This is a genomic window from Paenisporosarcina sp. HGH0030, assembly GCF_000411295.1.
Lineage (GTDB): Bacteria > Bacillota > Bacilli > Bacillales_A > Planococcaceae > Paenisporosarcina.
Genome location: NZ_KE150421.1, coordinates 789,812 through 809,442 on the forward strand (window position 1 = coordinate 789,812; position 19,631 = coordinate 809,442).

The following is a 19,631-nucleotide window of genomic DNA, read 5'->3' on the forward strand; positions in this document are numbered from 1 at the left end:
TCACGTTAGTTCTTGATATCAAAGGAATCGAACGCAATGCAAATGGCAGAACATTTTTTCCATTTCAATCTTACTACTCTCATAGGAAAATACAATGCTTTTTAGTAAATTAAGCAAACTTTTTCGTTAAGTCGAAATAACCCGTCATTTAGACAAGGATTCATCATTCTATTAGAGGAAGAACGAGTGAAAAAGTTGAGCCTTTTCCTAGTTCGCTTTTTACGGTTATAGATCCTCTCGCATTTTCCACAAGCATCTTTACAATACTTAATCCTAAACCGCTTCCGCCTAAATCGCGGGAACGGGCCATATCGACCCGATAAAATCGGTCGAATATTTTTGTCTCATGCTGTGGATCTATACCAATCCCCTGATCTTGTACATGGACAATAATATATTTTGTCTTGCGTTCATATGAGATATGAACTCGAGCAGGCTCTGTACTATACCGGATTGCATTGATTAACAGGTTTCGCATAATTTGTTGGTAAGCATTTGAGGAAATGAGTACATGCAATGACCGATCTATGGGAATTTTATGTTCAATGTATGCCGTTGGATAAACTTGAACTAGTTCTTCTATCACTTCTTCGGTTTGCTCGAGAATATTTGTTGGTGGTTGAGCTTTCATTTGTTCCCCACGCGCAAGTTCCAACATTTCATCAACCAACGTTTTCATTTGATGTACTTCTCGTAAAGATATTCCTAGTGACTCTTCCAAAATTTCCGGGTCATCTTTTCCCCACCGGTTCAATAAGGATAAATGCCCTTCCACTACTTGTATGGGAGTGCGTAATTCATGAGAAGCATCTGCCATGAACTGCTGCTGCTGTTCAAATGAATACTTCAATTTGGCCATCATGCTTTCATATACAATGATTAACTCGCCAATTTCATCTTTTGCGTCGTAGGAAATCGTTAATTCTTTTTCAAAACCATGAGCAACTACGTCATCCATAGTCATTTTCAAATCCTTGAGTGGCTTTAATAAGTAAGAAGCCAGAATGTACCCGATCCACCCAGACAACAGCAAAGCGCATACACTGAATAACAGCATCGCTGTCAAAATGTACGTCTTAGTGGATTGAAATGACTTTAACGGGTGCTCGAGTTGTATATACCCTTTAAATCGGCCGAGTCTAACGTTCCCGATTGCAGAAATGGATGAATTATCATAATCATTGAGAGCATAACCTTCTTCAGGAACATCGATATCTTTAAATGCTTTGAAAGTAGAAGTGTTATTGATTTGAAGCACTTCAATTCCATCAGCATTCAACAATCTCACGGTCTGGTCTTTATCGACAATTGATTTCATTAACCCTGTATTGGACTGAATGTCCTGAACGGTCAAAAAAGGACCTTGAGATTCAAAAAATGCCGTTAAATCCTGCATCGTTCGATTCACTTCTTGTTCTTCTTGTTGATACAACCAACCTTTTAATGCCACATATAAGATTATGCTCATAGTAGCGAAACTTAAAAAGATTACGGCTGCAGAACTGATTGCCCATTTTTTCTTCAACGATTGAGAAGCGATTTTCTGATTCAACTTTTTCCACTCATTCATTCACGCATCACATATCCGACCCCTCTGACCGTTTCGATATAGCTGGTTGCATGCTGGGGTAACTTTGAGCGTAAATGACGAATATAAACATCCACAACATTCGTTTCGATATCGGCTAAATATCCCCATACATTTTCTAGAATCAAATCTCTTGTTACCACACGATTTTTTTGTTGCATCAAATACACCAATAAATCATATTCAGTTTTGGTCAGTTCAATATTTTGTTCGGCGACTTTTACAGTATGGGCATCCGTGTCGACTATAATATCTTTTATTTGCAGGCGCGCGGTCTCATGATTTAACGTGCTGGCTCTTCTTAAAACCGAGCGTATTCGAGCTAGTAATTCTTCAATCGCAAACGGTTTAACAATATAATCATCCGCACCCGCATCTAGCCCAGCTACACGGTCAATTACAGCATCCCGAGCTGTAATTAACAATATAGGTATTTGAGAAAATGAACGGATGCGCCGGCACACTTCAATTCCGTTCAGTTCCGGTAGCATTACATCCAGCAGGACAACGTCAAAATCATGAGTTTTGGCTGCCTCCAAACCTTCTCTTCCAGATATAACATGGACAACATCAAAATTCTCATGTCGCAACTCGAGCTCGATAAACCGAGCAATGTTTTTTTCATCTTCAACTAGTAGGACGCGGCTGTTCATCATCTTACCCTCTTCCATATTTTCAAAAGAACCGCTCCAATTATCGGACCGGTTCTCTAAGATTTATTCTGAAAAATAAAGGTATTGATTTTTCCCCATGCCTTTCACCTCGTATAAAGCTTTATCCGCTTTTTTCAACAATTCATCAATAGTGTTTCCATTTTCAGGGAAGTAGACAATACCGATTGAAGTTGTAGGATGAAATGCCTGTTGTTTTATAAACCATCCTTTTTTTAAGGACGACCTGATGTTATGTATGATTTGATTGGTTTGTTCTAATCGTTTATCCATGTCCATACACAAATCTGTTAATACAATAACGAACTCATCACCACCAATTCGTGCAACCATGTCCTGTTGACGTACATTCTTTAATAAAGCTTCTCCAAACTTCCGAATGAATTCATCACCAACATCATGCCCGTAAGAGTCATTAATCGATTTGAAATCATCTCCATCCAAATAAAGGACGGCAATCGAAGTTTTCTTACATTCAGCACTATGGACTAATTTAGGAAATGCTTTCATTAAAAAACTACGATTGGGTAATTGCGTAAGGCTATCATGATAGGCCATAAACGTTAGATGGTCTTCAAGATTTTTACGTTCCGTAATATCTCTGGATACTATGACGTGTTGTAGTTTATCTTGATGTTCACGATTTTTCACCGCAACGATCGAGGTTTCAGTCCAAAGTTTAGATTCGTCTTTTCGGACGAACTGCAATTCCAGACGAATTTCATCATCCTCATTTACTCGTTTTGTAATGTCATCATCCCAAGTATCTTGAAATGGGCACGGCAACATATCACTGAACTTCTTGTTTGCCATGTCTTCTTTGGAAAAACCCAAAATACGACAGTGAGAAGGCGAAGTATATAAAATGTAGCCATTTTCATCCGTAATCGCGATTAAGTCATTTGTATTTTCAGTAATCAGATTAAACGTTTTTTCAATTGATTGAAGTTCAATCATCACATTCTTTTTTTCAGTAATATCAAATTGAATGATTAATACATTTTCAATGTTTTGCTGTTTATTATATAGCGGAATAACCGTTGTATCTCCCCAGTAAAACGTACCATCTACTGCTCGGTGCCGAAGTTCGCCGCGCCAAATTTTATCTTTAAAAACATCTCGCCACATGCGTTTCAATTGGAAGTCATTGTACTGATCTACCTGTAAAACCGTGATATGTTTACCTTTGATGTCTTTTCTCGCATTACCTGAAATATCTTCGAACAATTCATTAACATATTCAATGTAACCCTTTCGATTGGTCATTAATACCATGGCTGCCTTACTGATGGCACGTTTATAGCTCTCCAAAACATGTCTAGTATTACGCAGGCTTTCTTTTAAGACCACTTCGTCTGTAACTTCCTGAAGCAAAATATACATCGCTACATTTTCTCCGTTTTTCATAATCGGAGAGTAACTAACTAAAAATGTCCCTTTGTCTCCTGTCGATTTCATTCGTTTTACAAGTACTGAAGATTTTCCTTCGCCACGTAAATTGGAATAAAAGTGATGTTCCACTGAACTGCGTTCTTTGATAGGAACGAAAGGCAAGTTAAGGAAATGTTTACCTCGCCATTCCTTGAGTCGATAGCCAAACACTTCTTCGAATTTAGGGTTCATATCGAAAATCTTGCCTTCATTCGTTACGACAATGGTCGGATCTACATTCATATTCAGGAGTGATTGCATAAATAAATATTTTTCTTCAATTTCTTTCTGAAACGATACTTCCTTTGTAATCGCCAGTATATATGTACCTGAATCTGTGATTATTGGCTTTACAATTGTCTCATTAACCAACTCTAAATCTGAAAACAAAAAGAAATCTTGATAAGCTATGACTTTATTTTCATTAATCGCTTGCATGTAGTGCGTCTGAATTGATTCACAATGGGAAGCGGACACCATTTCGTGCAATTTTGATTGAATTGGGTTTTCTTTGAAAATGAGTCTAGCACTATGATTGACAAATAAGTATTCAAACGAGTGTTCCTTTTGAATTAAAAAGAACACTAAATCTGTAGAATCGCCATATAATAAATCAAACTGTGCTTGAGTGAAAAAATATTCCATTACATTTCATCTCCTACATGTCCGATTCGCTAGACCATCCATCTTTTACTTTTTGTTTTGCCAGTTGTTCTAATTCTTTATATTCCTCTATTTCATCATCATGAAGGATCTTGGAGTTCCAGTTGAACTCCCCATCTTCAGATAGTATTCCAGTATAGGTAGCAAAAAACGTAGCATTTCCTATCAGTGAAAGCTGCGAAGAAGTATCGCTTTGTTCAATCGCACACTTAACAAATCCTCCTGGATTATAGACCGTCGTTTCCCCACGAGGAACGAGTTTAATTGTGGCAGCTACTAAAGCAGAAGCTGTCATGGCTGTTCCACAAGCATTTGTAAATCCTACACCACGTTCATAAGTCCGCACAAAAATACTAGTATCATCTACTGGGTGAACAAAGCTTACATTTACACCATCAGGGAAAAAGATATTTTCTCTATTAAATGATGCAGCAAGTTGTTCTTGAAAATGGGTATCTTCAATATACTGAATAGGAACTATACCTATTAAGTGAGGATTCGGAACCGACACTGCGGTAAAGTGAATATCGGAAGAAAACTCGGGCATTATCTCATTGATGATTTGATGGCTATTTTTATAGATCATTGGTAGTGAAGACAGCTCAAATGATACCGGTGAAATTTCTACTGAATATGTATCTATACTGTTGAAAATAGAATCTACTTTTCGTACAGTCAAGTCTGCTTTCATTGTTTCTATTGTTGCAGTCTGTTTACCAGTCTTGTTTAATACAAATCTCGCCACACATCTTAATCCATTGCCACACATGGATGCTTCTGAACCATCCGCATTATAGACGCGCATTCTCGCATCCACACGGGTCGATGGCGAAATAATCAATAAACCGTCCGCTCCATTTTCTTTTGAAGGATCGCACATCTTCTGTGCAGTTAAGGGCCAATTGTATGTTGTGTTTTCTACTTCTTCATGTAAATAGAACGTATTGCCTGAACCGTGGACTTTATGAAATATTAAGGTCATGATAATCCCTCCAGATACTCTATCTTTTCATCATAAATCTAAACGAAAACGGTTACAACTATTCGTTCAAATTAAAGGCATAATCTTGTAACAAAACTTACACATTTTTAACGTATTTTTTTCTTTGCATTTTGAAAAAAAATTAGTATAGTAAGAATGCAAACAAACAATTTCATAAAGCGATTTTATTCACCATAAATCGTGAGGGAAGGCAAATGGTGCGCCACCAGCAAATATGACTGGTTCTAGTGGGTTCGATTCCCACCCCGAAATTTTTTATGCAACACAAAATGAAAAATTTCGAGGGGTTAGAACCAGACATCTGTCTTGATCTACCCTGGTACGGAGGCGTTAATTATGATTAAACGACGAGAATTACACGAATGCACTACTTTATTCGAGTATTTATCACACCCATCTGTCTTCCCTTTTGTTCGTCACAAAGCGACTTCTGCTGATGAATTTATGTTCATGACGAAACAGATAATGGAAGAAGAAGAGCGTGGAGAAGTAATTTCACGCACAATTACTGACGATTACGGAATGCCAATTGGGACCATTAATTTATATGACATTCAAGATCATGCAGGTTTTCTTGGGACATGGATTGGTCACCCTTTCCAAGGAAAAGGTTTTAATCAAAAAGCAAAAAACTTATTTTTGGAAGAGCTGTTTTATCAGCATAATATCAATACAGTATTCCTACGGATTAAAAAGCATAACGAAAAATCCATTCGTGCTGCTGAAAAATTGCCTTACACGATGAATGCAAAAGAAAGTCACCCTGCTTTATTGGAAGAAATCAATGCAGGTGCACATCAATATGAGTTATATCAAATCCCTAAAGATTTATTCTACATGGCAACGGCTGCTTCTAGGTTCACTGGAGAAGAAGAAGAAGAACAAGCGATGTAAGAACAAAAGCGGAAAGCGTCTCTCTAGCCTGGCGCTGGAAGCAGACATAGAATTCCTCTAAAAAATGAATATATCTGTTAATGCCTTTGCTTTATTAAATAAAAAAATACCGTCCACACACGTTTATGGTGTGTGGACGGTATTTTATTTTGCGTATGAAGTAATAAGACTGACCATTTCATTCGGCGTTTTTGGAAATTCTGAACTTTCCATTACTTGTTGGATATGTTCTGTGCGTTCTTTAACATCTTCCAACGCAGCCATAAATGATGCTGGGGTTACTTCTTCTTCTTCAATTACAGATGCCCACCCATGTTTCTTAAATATCTGGGCATTTAAAAGTTGATCTCCACGACTTTGTAGTTTTGTTAATGGGATTAACAACATCGGTTTGCGCAAGGCTAAAAATTCAAAAATGGAATTTGACCCTGCTCGGGAGATAATTATATTAGCGGCATGCAACAAATCAGGCAATTCGTGTGTCACATATTCATATTGTTTATACCCTCTTATGTTGTTTAATGATTCATCCAATTTGCCTTTTCCACACAAGTGAATGACATCATATTTTTCAAGCAACTTAGGAAGATTACTTCGAATGGCATCATTCACTACTGCTGAGCCTTGACTGCCACCCATAATGAGTAGAACGGGTTTAAAACCTTCAAAACCACACAGACGCATTCCCGTTTCTTTTCTCCCTTCAAACAATTCCGAGCGAATAATGGAGCCAGAACAACTGGACTTTTCTGATGGTAAGTGCTTTAACGTTTCCTGGAAGACTGTAAAAATATGATGGGCAAATGGCATCGCGATTTTATTTGCCAGTCCTGGAGTTACGTCAGATTCGTGAATTACAACTGGAATGTTAGCTATTTTACCTGCCATTACGACAGGAACGGATACAAATCCACCTTTTGAGAAAATTACGGAAGGTTTTACTTTTTTTAATATGAATAAAGCTTCCAGTAATCCTTTCATGACTCTTAGTGGATCCGTGAAGTTTTTGACGGAGGCATAACGTCTTAATTTGCCACTTGAAATGGCATGATACGTAATATGAGGAAAAGCATCGCGAATCAATTCCAATTCAATGCCATCTTTGGAACCGATGTAATGTATTTCAAATGATTGCTCTTCTAATGTCGGGATAATTGCCTGGTTCAATGAAACATGACCAGCAGTTCCCCCTCCTGTTAATACAATGGTTTTTTTCTTCATGTGTAAAGCTCCTATCTAATAAGCCACTCGATCGTTATAAAAATCATGAGGCAATTTGGCAAAATCAAGCTGCTCTTATAATCTACCCTTTACATAATATACACCATTTAAAGCTTTAACATGAACGTTATCTTCAAAACGATGGAATCCATTCACATATTGTAAAAGTGAATAATACGACTATTTCCATATCCACGAACCCTTAGAAAAATATGATATACTGGGGAAAATTTGTAGAAATTCAAGGTGATCACATATGTATGAAACTTCAAATCTAAAAGAAAAATGGTCACGGATGCTTAAAATTATTTTTCCGATTTTAGTGACTCAAGTGGCATTATACTTAATTACTTTTTTTGATATTTTAATGTCAAGCAGGTATGGGAGTGAGGACTTGGCTGGAGTTGCGGTAGGCTCCTCATTATGGATACCTGTTTATACCGGACTGGCAGGTATATTATTGGCAATTACCCCTATTGTCGCTCAACTAGTTGGAGCGAAAAAAAAGGAAGAAGTCCGACTGGTTGTCCAACAAGGTTTATTTCTGTCTCTTGGGTTGTCCGTCCTTACCTTAATTGTCTTATTTTTTGTTTTAGAACCGATCTTGCAATCTATGACATTGGAGAACCGTGTAGAAGAAGTTGCCAGTTCGTTTATAAAAGCGATTAGCATCGGCATTATCCCATTATTTGCTTACAATGTTTTGCGTTCGTACATGGACGCGCTTGGAAAAACAAGAGTTTCCATGATTATCACCTTATTATCTGCACCTATAAACGTGTTTTTTAATTATTTATTGATTTTCGGAAATTTTGGCTTTCCGGAACTGGGAGGGGCCGGAGCTGGTTATGCTTCTGCCATTACCTACTGGCTCATTTTTCTTATAGCAGTTGGAGTGGTACATAAACAAAAACCTTTTCAGCAATATGAGCTTTTCAGAAATTGGCAACGTGTACAGTATTCAAAATGGCGCGATATCAGTAAAATTGGTGTTCCTATTGGTTTGTCAATCTTTGCGGAAACAAGTATCTTTTCTGCAGTTACGTTGATGATGAGTACGTATAGTACGGCAGTTATATCCGCCCATCAGATTGCTTTGAACTTTACCTCATTAATGTATATGGTTCCATTAAGCATTTCTATTGGTACTACTGTCCTGGTTGGATATGAAGTTGGAGCGAAGCGCTTTAAAGATGCAAAAATTTATAGCTGGTTAAGTGTTAGTACTGCAGTAATGTTCAGTTTCCTCTCAGCATGTATTTTGTTCTTTTTCAAGGAACAAATTGCCGAATTGTATACTACAGACGAAACGGTCATCCAATTAACCATACAATTCTTTATTTTTGCAGCACTATTTCAATTATCCGATGCGATACAAGCACCAGTGCAAGGAGCTTTACGAGGTTATAAGGATGTAAATGTTACATTCATCATGGCCATTATTTCCTATTGGATCATTGGTTTGCCAGTAGGCTATCTCCTATCGAAGTTCACGGAATTTGGACCGTTTGGATATTGGATTGGTTTAATTGTTGGTTTATCTGCCGGTGCCATCACTTTATCCTTAAGACTCATCCGTATTCAGCGCAAAAAAGATGCCGCGTCCCTTTAGGACTGCGTCATCTCAGCTTGTTGACAAGAGAATATTAATCAATATAAAAGTATAAAAATTCGCATTCTTATCTTTTGCACTCTATCGAAAAAATTTATGGTCGGCTATTTCTTTCGCTTTCCGTGGACGAAACGCTAGACTCCTCGGCTCAGCTGTTAATGACAGCTGAGCCTGTGGGGTCTAGCTTATTTCGTTTTTCCGCAGGAGTCTTCAGAAATTGCCGACCATCTTACTAATGAAATAATATGAAGAGATACGTAAACAGAAGCGAAATCTGTTGATTGGAGTGGAGGCGGCGGAAAACAACTGCTCCTGCGGTAACTCCTCGCAAAGATTAGGACCAAATTGCCTTTGGTCCCAATCTTTTCAGCGGGAACAGCACGAGCTGAAGGCCCCGCAGGAAACGAATAGTGCAAATGTAGTTTGCACTATTTGTTTGCGACGAAGCTAGCGAAGCGATGCAGGAGCACCGGTTTTTCTAGTGACGAGGAGACTAAAGCCGTGCCCGCGAAACGCGTCCGCCGCAAAGGAAATCAACATTTTCTTGCATACGCTCTTTTTCATTAGTATACTTTTACATTCACTCTTTTTATTTTTTGTCTACAGTCTAAGATGTCGCGTCCCTTTAGGACTGCGTCATCTTTTTTTCGTATGAATATCCTTAATTATGGGATGCGCAAAAGCAAAAAGAACGGTTTTCAGCAATTCGAAAACGGTTCTTTTTTTTGGCTCTGTTAAGTTTTATGGTTGATTTTTTTATAAAAATTATAGGGAATCTGCTTCCTTTCCGCGGACGAACAGGCAAGCATCCTCGGACGAATAGGATGTTGGTCACGAAGGCGTTGTCGAAAAATGAGACCCACAAGTATGTGATTTTCATACTCGTTGGCTCATGCGGAACTTTCGGCTAGCGCAAATGTACGATTAACTACCATATCGTTTAACAGAGCCTATATTGTTAAGATTTCAGGAGTTCCCGATAGATTTTGAGATATTGCTGCGAAGATGATGACCAGCTAAAATCAAGATCCATTGCGTGCCCTACTAAGTTTCTCCATTTGTTAGGCTGGAAGCGGAAAAGTGCAACCGCTCGCTCAATCGTATATAGCAATTCGTGGGCATTATAATTAGCAAAGCTGAATCCATTTCCTTCTTCGGTTATTTCATTATAAGGAATAACGGTATCCTTCAGCCCACCTGTTTCTCGGACGAGCGGCAAGGTTCCATAGCGAAGTGCGAGCAACTGTCCTATGCCGCACGGCTCAAATTGGGATGGCATCAGAAAAAGATCGGAACCGGCATAAATTTTTCGTGCCAATGCTTCATCAAAATATAGGTTTGCTGAAACTTTATCGGGATAAACTTCTTCAAAATACCTGAATGACTCTTCATACTGCTGATCGCCAGTACCTAATAACACAATCTGGACATTCAAACCGATGATTTCATGGAAGACATGTAGAATCAGATCTATGCCTTTTTGATCAACTAGTCTGGTAACCATAGAAATTACTGGTATATCAGCGTTTATAGGAAGCCCGAGTGATTCCTGAAGGTGCTTTTTATTTACAGACTTCCCCTTATAATCGTCGAATGGAAGGAATAAATTTTCATCACGTTTAGGATCATAGGAGTCATTGTCAATTCCGTTCACGATTCCACGAATATCGGCGCCTCTCTTTCGTAAAAACCCATCAAGTCTTTCTCCATAAAAGGGAGACTGTATTTCGTATGCATAGGTTGAACTTACAGTAGTCAAGCGATCAGCAAAGGCCAGTCCTCCTTTAAGGTAACTGACATCCCCATAAAACTCTAAGCCATCCATGTGAAAATAAAGTTCGCTTAAATCCAGTAAATCGGAAAGCACTGATTTAGCATATACACCTTGGTAACGTAAATTATGAATGGTAAACACGGTTTTGATTTCCTGATAATATGGATTATTTTCATAATGGGCCTTTAAAAGAACAGGAATCAAGCCTGTTTGCCAATCATGGCAATGGATGATATCTGGTCGTTCCTCTAAGAATGGCAAAGCCTCCAGCACGGCTCGAGAAAAGAAGGCGAAACGCTCACCATCATCCCCAAAGCCATAACTGCCATGCCTTTTAAAATAATATTCGTTATCGAGAAAGTATACTGTTATCCCCTGATAATGCAGTTTTTCAATACCACAAAATTGACGTCTCCACCCTAAAGGCACTTCAATGCTTTTGATCCATTGCATTTGTTCTTGAAAATGTAACGGAAGATCGCCATACTTCGGTAATATAACACTGACGTTGGTTCCCTTTTCATGTAAAGATAGAGGCAAGGCGCCTATGACATCACCAAGTCCCCCGGTCTTAATAAATGGGACGCACTCTGAGGCTGCAAATAAAACATTCATGCTGGGTCCCTCCAGTTTAAACTACTTCTTCTTTTTTGATTACCGTCGGCTTATTTCTCGCTGTAATGATTTGATTCCTTGTTATGATTACTTGTTTATCAGTAATAACATTTTCGATATGGGCTCCGTCTTCAATCTCACCTCTTTGCATAATGATACTGTTTTTAACGACAGCACCTTTCCTTACTTTTACGCCACGGAAAATAATACTATTTTCGACGGTTCCTTCAATAATACATCCATTGGCAATTAAGGAATTAGAAACCTTTGAGGAATTTGCATATTCGGCAGGTGCTTCATGTTTAATTTTAGTGAAAACTTCCCATGAATCATAAAAATAGTTACGAAGAATTTCTGGGTTAAGAAATACCATACTACTAGCATGGTATGTTTCTAAGGAGTGAATAAACGGCATATTACCAGTGAATTCATATCCTTGCACTTTAAGATTTATCAAATTTGCTTTTACAATATCTTTCAAAAAATCATATTCATCATACTCAATACAATTCTTAATTAAATCTATTAATAATTGCTTTTTAATCACATATGTTTCCAAACATATATGGTCACCTTTCTTAGGTGACGTATAAAGGTTTATATCACGGACTTCGCCGTTTGAATCTAGTGAACATTGATGATAAAGAGGTCTTTTCACTGACTCCCCATCATAATCCTTATACAGAACTGTAATATCAGCTTCATTACTTTCGTGTTCTTTAATCACTTCGTTAAAGTCTATTTTACAAATATGATGACCAGGAGCAATAATTACTGTATCTGCAGTTGCCCGTTGGAAAAATTCTAAATGATCGTAGAACTGCTGTAAATCTCCTTTAATTTTTTCATCGGGATGAATTGAAGGAAGAATGAATAAACCTTGTGAACGGTGATCAAGATCCCATTCCTTTCCAGAACCTAGATGATCCATCAACGATCGATATTTATCTTTTGTGAATATCGCAACCTTGCTGACGCTAACATTCATAAAGTTAGACATTGTGAAATCTATCATACGATAGCGTCCTCCAAATGGTACGGAAGCCAGACAACGATGCTGGGTCAGTTCTTTTAAAATAGGCCTTTCATTTACGAGATTAATTACACCTAATACATTCCTCATTTAAGGCTACCTCCTATTATAAAGATTGCAGCAAAGCACTTTCCGAAGAAATCCGCTGATTTTCACCAATTAAGGTAAGCCCTTGTTTAGAGTCAAAGACTATTGCTCCATCTTCGATAGTTGTACCGCTACCGATTATAGCCCTTTCGATTATTACATTTTTCCCGATTTTCACATTTGGCATTATTACGGAATCCTTTACGATAGAGCCGCTTCCAACTTGGACATTATAGGAAAGAACAGAATGATCGACCTTCCCAAATACCAAACACCCTTCATTGACTAATGATTGTGTCACATCAGCATCCTCAGATATATATTGTGGAGGGTGGTTGGCATTCCCTGCATATATTTGCCAATTCGGGTCTCCTAGCTTGAATACAGATGGTTCTTCCAATAAATCCATATGCGCTTCCCACAGGCTTTCAATCGTACCGACATCTTTCCAATAGCCTTCAAATCGATACGCTTGTAAATTTGCTTCATCATTCAGCATCTTTGGAATAATGTCTTTTCCAAAGTCATTAGTCGAACTGCTATCCTGTTCGTCTTCTGTTAAATACTTTTTGAGATGATTCCAGTTAAAGAGATACACACCCATCGAAGCCAAATTACTTTTTGGATGTTTAGGTTTTTCATCAAATTCAATAATTTTATCAGTTTCGTTTGTATTCATTATGCCAAAGCGATTTGCTTCTTCCCAAGGTACCTCTATGACAGCAATGGTCGCATGTGCACCCTTATTAATATGATCTTCAAGCATTTTATTATAATCCATCTTGTAAATATGATCTCCTGAGATAACAAGTACATATTCTGGGTCATTATGATCAATAAAATGGAAATTTTGATATACAGCATTTGCAGTTCCTTTGTACCATACACCACCGTCTTTCCCCTGATAAGGTGGAAGTATAGAAACCCCGCCGTTATTACGGTCAAGATCCCACGGGCGGCCGTTACCAATATATGAATTCAAAATATGCGGACGATATTGGGTAAGTATGCCGACTGTATCAATACCTGAATGTGTACAGTTGCTTAAGGTAAAATCGATAATCCGGTATTTGCCTCCAAAGGGTACTGCGGGTTTAGCTAAGTCACTCGTCAATTCCCCGAGTCTTGAACCCTGACCACCTGCTAAAAGCATTGCAACCCATTTTTTAGATGCCATTTGTATTGAATCCCCTTTGCCTTGTTTTTGTTTCTTTCATGAATATAGCAATCCCTAGCGGCGGTACGGTTATTTCCAGGCTGCAGGGCTGATTATGAAGCGGGATCTTACTGGCATGCATCGGGGTGGAGTTCAGCTGTCCCGATCCGCCAAATGATGCGGCATCACTATTAAATGCTTCAAAATATTTCCCATTGGACGGAACCCCAATTTGATAGTTATGGTAAACATCGGCTGAAAAATTACAAACAACAATGCAATAATCCCCCTTCCGTTTTCCTTTTCTCATAAAAGTAATCACGCTTTGTTCTGCATTGTCTGCATCAATCCATTGAAAGCCAGCTTGCTCATGATCCAGACGCCATAGGGAATTGGTTTCCTGATAAAATTTATTTAATTCTTTATAGTATCGATAAAAAGTGGAGTGAGCGTCAAAATCTAAAAGCTTCCAATCCATTTCTTGTCGGTATTTCCATTCGTCAAACTGCCCAAATTCACTACCCATAAATAAAAGTTTTTTTCCTGGATGCGCGAATAAATAGCCAAATAAGAGGCGTAAATTTGCGAATTTTTGCCAATAGTCGCCTGGCATTTTATTTACTAATGACCTTTTTCCATGAACCATTTCATCATGTGAAAATGGAAGGACAAAATTTTCCGAAAATGCATAGAAAAATGAAAACGTTAAAAGGTGATGATGCTTTGGTCGTTCGTTTATATCAAGCTTCATATATTTAAGTAAGTCATTTGACCAGCCCATATTCCATTTATAATTGAATCCAAGACCGCCTGTACTAGTGGGACTCGTAACCAGCGGCCATTCGGTAGCTTCCTCTGCCATCATAAGGGCACCAGGATACTTCTGGAAAATAGTTTCATTTAACTTTTTCAAGAATTCGATTGCTTCAAGATTTTCTCCGCCACCATACTGATTCTTCAATTTTACAGGAAGTGGATTATCATGATTAAGATAAATCATTGACGAAACGGCATCAATCCGAAATCCATCAACATGATAGATATCCATCCAAAACATTGCGTTTGAGATTAGGAAGCTGATGACTTCGGGCTTGCTATAGTCAAAGCTATACGTTCCCCAGATTGGCCTCTCGGCGCGCATGGGATCTGCTGATTCGAAGAGAGGCGTTCCGTCGAACCTCCCAAGACCATGGCCATCTTTGCAAAAATGGGCAGGCACCCAATCAAGAATTACACCAAGGCCCTTCTGATGGCATTTGTCTATAAAATACATTAATTGCTCAGGTGTACCGTATCTGCTAGTTACTGAATAATATCCAGTTATCTGGTAACCCCATGAACCATCGTACGGATGCTCCATGACAGGCATCAACTCAATATGTGTAAAGCCATTATCAATTGCATAATCGACTAATTCGTCTGCAAGTTCTTGATAACTATAAAACTCACCATTTTCTTTTTGTTTCCATGAAGCCAAGTGAACTTCGTAAATCATCATCGGTTTGTTGTAAATATCTTTCTTTATTCGCTGTGTCATCCATTTTTGATCTTGCCATTCAAATGTAGTTAAATTGTAGATGATAGATGCTGTAGCAGGTCGCTGCTCCGAATAAAAGGCATACGGGTCTGCTTTTAATTCCTTCCGCCCATCCGGTCCTGTAACCTCATATTTATAAATGTCTCCATGTGCAAGCTCGGGAATAAATAGTACCCATATTCCAGAATTAGATAAACGGTCCATTCGGTTCTGGGTACCATTCCAATTATTAAAATTACCCACGACGGATACCTGCTTTGCATGTGGAGCCCAAACCGCAAAACGCACACCTTGAAAATCGTTCTCATGAATGATATGAGCGCCGAGCATTTTATAGCTTTCAAACAGTGTTCCTTCATGGAAAAGATATACATCAAAATCACTTGGGTATGGCCGGTTATTCAACTCAATAATTCCTTCCATTTCAACACCTCTTTCATCCTATGATTATTTCTATTTATTTACCATTTCTTCTCTTTAATTATTCGCCATCTATCAAAAAACACCTTTAAATTGTTTAGATTTTTGTAATAATTAAGAATTTTAGACAAAATAAAAAATCCTTCATGGATTGGAGGATTTTTTATAACATTCTATTTTCGTGAACTCTTCTTATATTCGGGTAGCTGTACATTAGTTATTAGCTGAGTTCCCACACACCATACTTTTTCAAATTTTGAGAATGACTGATGTCAAAAGTGGATAAAAAATATATTATTTCTGTTCCAAAAGAAACTTTAAGTTTAAACCTGTATGTTAATCTCAATCATTTCCTGTCAATTGTGAAGTAGGCATACTTATCATACGGTTTAAAAACAGATAGGAGAGGGAGACGGACCAAGCTAGTGGTGTGTTGCCATTTGGCACATTTTTCCCGCCAATATATAATTCAGGAACTGCCCAATTATTTGGTACGATTCGTTCCGTTTTATTTACATATTCATAAGCCTTATCATACATGCCCAGTTCAAAATAGCACAATCCTAGCCAAGGTAGTCCGAAGCACCATTCAGCTTCGCTTCCTTCGTTGTAATACTGATCGTTCTGATATCGAATACAGCCATATGTCCGCTCAAGGCGTTCGGAGACCAACTCGACTATCTTAAGCGCCGTTTTCCTTTCAACTATCCGATACGGATAGATAAGTGAAAGCAGCGATAAGTCTGTTTCTTTCGTTTCACTTTCCCGTGGTAAAAGAAACCGCAGCGTCTCCTCACCTTTTTGAATCAGTTCATCCTTAACATTAACGAGCATTTTCACCGCACGCAGGCCTGCCACGCATGCACCTACACTTGAAGCATGCAGTTCCATATTCTCTTCCCACATTCCATTATCCTTTGCCTGCCAGTATTGAAGACACTCTAGATAGTCAACAAGTTTCTGGACAATAGCGAGATCTTTGTCATCACGGATAACCTTTTGTCCGTGGCTCACACCCACCCCTACTCCCCATAAGAACGCTCCAATTGCATCATTCTGAGCATGCCCCCATTCTTGGCTCATTTCCTTTAATTCTGTGGAATACCGTGAGTGAATATATTCAAAAAGATAAACCGGTTTTTGTTCACGGTGAATGTCGATTTTCCATTCATAGGTTTTAAATAGATCAAATAATGCATGATATGCTTTTTCATACCGCTCAGATTGGCTTTGCAAAAAAGGCAACACCGTATATACGACATCACGTATCCAAACAAAATTGTAGTCCTTTGAAATACTGGCAGTGTAAGCACCGTTCGATAAGCGCATCCGATCTAAAACCTCAATTGCATTGTTGATTTTCATATATTAAAACCTCCTATTAAATTCTACCTTTATGGTGATTGTTCACCATTTGCGTTTATTCTAGACAAACTTTTCCACCCAATATATAAAAGCGTTTCCATTATGCATTTAATAAGCCCACAAAAGAAGTTTAAATATTTATATTTTATGTAGTAGAATGTTAATTGGATAAGCAAGCAGACCAAATTCATCGAATAAACCGACTCAAATTTAACGTGCTCCTCCGGAATTTGGGACATGCGCAAATGTACGATAAACATCTAGAACGTTAAAGAAGACCAATTCAAAAAAGAGCAGAATCTGCTCCCTTTCCGTGGACGAACTGGCAATCCTTCTCGCTCGTCCCTCACTGTGGGGTCTTGCCTGCCCGTGATTCTGCCGGAGTGTCGCAGATTCCCTTTCAAGTTCCAAGAAACTTGTTTCATAAGCTATAGAAAAGCCCTGTTAAAGATTGCTTCTATTGATTAACGAGAGAGTGGATTTGCGCCTAGCGTAAATGTACGATAATCGGAAAGTAAGATTAGAGCCTAAAAAAATAGAACAAAAAAAGCCATCTCAACGTATTGAGATGGCTTTTTGTATTATTTTTGAATGAATTGTTGTGTCCAGTAATTACCGTTTGCATCGTATCCAATACCAATATGAGTATAAGTACCGTTCATGATATTTGCGCGATGTCCTGGTGATTCCATCCATCCTTTAACGACTTCAGCTGCCGTTTTTTGACCCATTGCGATATTTTCAGCAGCAGCCTTGTATTGAATGCCTTTAGCTTTCATTTGATCGAATGGGGATCCCATTGTTGGACTTGTATGTGAGAAATAGTTATTCTTGCTCATATCTGCTGATTTTGCACGAGCAGAGTCCATCAAAGCAGCATCAGTTGCTAGTGGTTTCAATCCTTCTTTTGCACGTTCTTGATTCGTCAATGTAAGAACTTGTTGTTCAATTGAAGAAACATTACCTGATGCTTGTGCTGCAGGAGCTGCCGGAGCTGCCGGTTTTTCAGCAGTTTGTGTATTTGTTGCTGGCTTTTGAGCCACCGGTTTTGCAGCAGGTGCTGCAGGTGTTGCTTTTTGTGCAGCAGGCTTAGCTGTTTCAGCTGGTTTCTGTGCAACTGGGTTTTCTTGAGTAGTTTTAAACCCTGCAGCATATAGCTGCGTATAAAGTTGATCTAACAACTGTTTTTCTATATTTGAAGACTCCACCGGTTTTGCTAGAGTACGTGCTGACCAGTTATTAGTATTCTGAGTCTGACACGTGGGGTTATTTGATGAAAATGAAGCTTCTGCGGTCGTACCTTGACTGAATGAGAACACCATAGCTCCCATTGTTAAACCTAGTAACATTTTTTTCATTTGTTATTCCCTCCTCTGCCACCTAGTCTATCGGCTAAATCTATGAAAAAAATACCCATTCATTTCCACCGTTTCCATCAGAAATGAAAATGTACTCTCATAGTGGTTTACACGACATTAAAATTGCGTGGTCTTAGGATAATTACCATATCTTTCATTAAATTAGCTATTGACGGGCTGATAAACAGCCTCATAAACCTTCTTTAACCTCTCTTTTTATACAGGAAAGAGGCTACTTCTATCGATTCTATCAAAAGTAATATGTAATTATACAACTGTGCTTGGGTGAGTGAGCTCTTCTGATAATTGATTCATTTTCAATCAACTTAGTTCCTTGACGATATGGGAACAATGATTGAAAAGCTTGTATCATTTCATTCATGGCCGATCACACACTTCCTGGAACTTGCCATTGCACAATTTGTTCTCCAATTTGCTCTTTACATGCCGCAAGAAAGAGTAGGGTCAAAGGTAGTTTGACCCTATTCTTTGCGACGAGTAACCACAGGAGCAACCTTTTAGGCGACGAGTAACCGCAGGAGAAGCACTTTGGAAGTGTGAGATCCACAACTATATGATTTTCAAACTTGTTGGCTCATGAGGAATGTGATGCTAGCGCAAATGTACGATATAAGCAGTAAAGTTTAATAGAGCCTTTAAAATGTAAATAGCACAAAAAAAGCCATCTCAACGAATTGAGATGGCTTTGTGTATTATTTTTGAATGAATTGTTGTGTCCAGTAATTACCGTTTGCATTGTATCCAATACCAATATGAGTATAAGAACCATTCATGATATTTGCGCGATGTCCTGGTGATTCCATCCATCCTTTAACGACTTCAGCAGCCGTTCTTTGACCCATTGCGATATTTTCAGCAGCAGCCTTGTATTGAATGCCTTTAGCTTTCATTTGATCGAATGGAGATCCCATTGTTGGACTTGTATGAGAGAAATAGTTATTCTTGCTCATATCTGCTGATTTTGCACGAGCAGTGTCCATCAAAGCAGCATCAGTAGCAAGGGGTTTTAATCCGCCTTTAGCACGCTCTTGATTCGTCAATGTAAGAACTTGTTGTTCAATTGACGAAATATTACCTGTTGAAGGTGGTGTTATTGGGGCAGCTGGTTTTGCTGGGACTGCCGGTTTTGCTGGGACAGCCGGTTTTGCTGGGACAGCTGGTTTTGCTGGGACAGCTGGTTTT

At 38.5% G+C, this 19,631-nt stretch carries 14 protein-coding genes; 2 read left to right on the forward strand and 12 right to left on the reverse strand.

Annotation, left to right across the window (positions count from 1 at the left end; genetic code table 11):
- Positions 1-163 precede the first annotated feature (163 nt).
- From HMPREF1210_RS03935 to dapF, 4 genes are all read right to left on the reverse strand, one after another.
- On the reverse strand, positions 164-1,570 hold the full coding sequence (locus HMPREF1210_RS03935) for a HAMP domain-containing histidine kinase (RefSeq protein ID WP_016427312.1): 1,407 nt from the start codon (positions 1,568-1,570) through the stop codon (positions 164-166).
- Entirely contained in the window at positions 1,567-2,241 is a 675-nt protein-coding gene (locus HMPREF1210_RS03940; RefSeq protein WP_036659360.1) for a response regulator transcription factor, read from the reverse strand. Before HMPREF1210_RS03940 ends, HMPREF1210_RS03935 begins: the two co-directional genes overlap by 4 nt.
- Positions 2,242-2,304: 63 nt before the next feature.
- On the reverse strand, positions 2,305-4,335 hold the full coding sequence (locus tag HMPREF1210_RS03945; protein ID WP_016427314.1) for a PAS domain S-box protein: 2,031 nt from the start codon (positions 4,333-4,335) through the stop codon (positions 2,305-2,307).
- A gap of 13 nt (positions 4,336-4,348) precedes the next feature.
- Positions 4,349-5,335: a diaminopimelate epimerase gene (gene dapF, locus HMPREF1210_RS03950; protein ID WP_016427315.1), complete on the reverse strand. Its 987-nt coding sequence runs from the start codon at positions 5,333-5,335 to the stop codon at positions 4,349-4,351.
- Positions 5,336-5,692: 357 nt separating this feature from the next.
- Between dapF and HMPREF1210_RS03955 the strand changes: the two genes are divergently transcribed.
- On the forward strand, positions 5,693-6,250 hold the full coding sequence (locus HMPREF1210_RS03955; protein WP_016427316.1) for a GNAT family N-acetyltransferase: 558 nt from the start codon (positions 5,693-5,695) through the stop codon (positions 6,248-6,250).
- A 144-nt stretch (positions 6,251-6,394) separates the two neighbouring features.
- Here the strand turns inward: HMPREF1210_RS03955 and HMPREF1210_RS03960 are convergent, their stop codons facing one another.
- Positions 6,395-7,471: an undecaprenyldiphospho-muramoylpentapeptide beta-N-acetylglucosaminyltransferase gene (locus HMPREF1210_RS03960; RefSeq protein ID WP_016427317.1), complete on the reverse strand. Its 1,077-nt coding sequence runs from the start codon at positions 7,469-7,471 to the stop codon at positions 6,395-6,397.
- 256 nt (positions 7,472-7,727) lie between these two features.
- Here HMPREF1210_RS03960 and HMPREF1210_RS03965 point away from each other — a divergent pair, with 256 nt between their 5' ends.
- Positions 7,728-9,083: an MATE family efflux transporter gene (locus HMPREF1210_RS03965; protein ID WP_016427318.1), complete on the forward strand. Its 1,356-nt coding sequence runs from the start codon at positions 7,728-7,730 to the stop codon at positions 9,081-9,083.
- Positions 9,084-10,041: 958 nt separating this feature from the next.
- Here the strand turns inward: HMPREF1210_RS03965 and glgA are convergent.
- The 7 genes from glgA to HMPREF1210_RS18330 all read right to left on the reverse strand — a co-directional run.
- A complete protein-coding gene (gene glgA, locus HMPREF1210_RS03970) occupies positions 10,042-11,472 on the reverse strand; it encodes a glycogen synthase GlgA (protein WP_016427319.1) in 1,431 nt (476 codons plus the stop codon).
- A 16-nt stretch (positions 11,473-11,488) separates the two neighbouring features.
- A complete protein-coding gene (gene glgD / locus HMPREF1210_RS03975) occupies positions 11,489-12,595 on the reverse strand; it encodes a glucose-1-phosphate adenylyltransferase subunit GlgD (protein WP_016427320.1) in 1,107 nt (368 codons plus the stop codon).
- Positions 12,596-12,611: 16 nt separating this feature from the next.
- Positions 12,612-13,769, reverse strand: coding sequence for a glucose-1-phosphate adenylyltransferase (locus HMPREF1210_RS03980; RefSeq protein ID WP_016427321.1), 1,158 nt, complete (start codon positions 13,767-13,769; stop codon positions 12,612-12,614).
- Positions 13,759-15,708 carry a 1,4-alpha-glucan branching protein GlgB gene (gene glgB, locus HMPREF1210_RS03985; protein ID WP_016427322.1) on the reverse strand — a complete coding sequence of 650 codons (1,950 nt, stop codon included), beginning with the start codon at positions 15,706-15,708 and terminating at the stop codon, positions 13,759-13,761. The genes HMPREF1210_RS03980 and glgB overlap by 11 nt, the downstream gene beginning before the upstream one ends.
- A 339-nt stretch (positions 15,709-16,047) precedes the next feature.
- A complete protein-coding gene (locus tag HMPREF1210_RS03990) occupies positions 16,048-17,070 on the reverse strand; it encodes a glycoside hydrolase family 15 protein (protein WP_016427323.1) in 1,023 nt (340 codons plus the stop codon).
- Between the two features lie 581 nt (positions 17,071-17,651).
- Positions 17,652-18,428, reverse strand: a complete 777-nt coding sequence (locus HMPREF1210_RS03995) for a CAP domain-containing protein (RefSeq protein WP_016427324.1) — start codon at positions 18,426-18,428, stop codon at positions 17,652-17,654.
- 713 nt (positions 18,429-19,141) lie between these two features.
- On the reverse strand, positions 19,142-19,631 hold a 490-nt coding region (locus tag HMPREF1210_RS18330), incomplete at its 5' end, for a CAP domain-containing protein (RefSeq protein ID WP_016427325.1).

Excerpts from the sequence above, each read along its gene's own strand:
- HMPREF1210_RS03935 (WP_016427312.1), bottom strand. The coding sequence starts at position 1,570 with ATGAATGAGTGGAAAAAGTTGAATCAGAAAATCGCTTCTCAATCGTTG.
- HMPREF1210_RS03940 (WP_036659360.1), bottom strand. The coding sequence starts at position 2,241 with ATGAACAGCCGCGTCCTACTAGTTGAAGATGAAAAAAACATTGCTCGG.
- HMPREF1210_RS03945 (WP_016427314.1), bottom strand. The coding sequence starts at position 4,335 with ATGGAATATTTTTTCACTCAAGCACAGTTTGATTTATTATATGGCGAT.
- dapF (WP_016427315.1), bottom strand. The coding sequence starts at position 5,335 with ATGACCTTAATATTTCATAAAGTCCACGGTTCAGGCAATACGTTCTAT.
- HMPREF1210_RS03955 (WP_016427316.1), top strand. The coding sequence starts at position 5,693 with ATGATTAAACGACGAGAATTACACGAATGCACTACTTTATTCGAGTAT.
- HMPREF1210_RS03960 (WP_016427317.1), bottom strand. The coding sequence starts at position 7,471 with ATGAAGAAAAAAACCATTGTATTAACAGGAGGGGGAACTGCTGGTCAT.
- HMPREF1210_RS03965 (WP_016427318.1), top strand. The coding sequence starts at position 7,728 with ATGTATGAAACTTCAAATCTAAAAGAAAAATGGTCACGGATGCTTAAA.
- glgA (WP_016427319.1), bottom strand. The coding sequence starts at position 11,472 with ATGAATGTTTTATTTGCAGCCTCAGAGTGCGTCCCATTTATTAAGACC.
- glgD (WP_016427320.1), bottom strand. The coding sequence starts at position 12,595 with ATGAGGAATGTATTAGGTGTAATTAATCTCGTAAATGAAAGGCCTATT.
- HMPREF1210_RS03980 (WP_016427321.1), bottom strand. The coding sequence starts at position 13,769 with ATGGCATCTAAAAAATGGGTTGCAATGCTTTTAGCAGGTGGTCAGGGT.
- glgB (WP_016427322.1), bottom strand. The coding sequence starts at position 15,708 with ATGGAAGGAATTATTGAGTTGAATAACCGGCCATACCCAAGTGATTTT.
- HMPREF1210_RS03990 (WP_016427323.1), bottom strand. The coding sequence starts at position 17,070 with ATGAAAATCAACAATGCAATTGAGGTTTTAGATCGGATGCGCTTATCG.
- HMPREF1210_RS03995 (WP_016427324.1), bottom strand. The coding sequence starts at position 18,428 with ATGAAAAAAATGTTACTAGGTTTAACAATGGGAGCTATGGTGTTCTCA.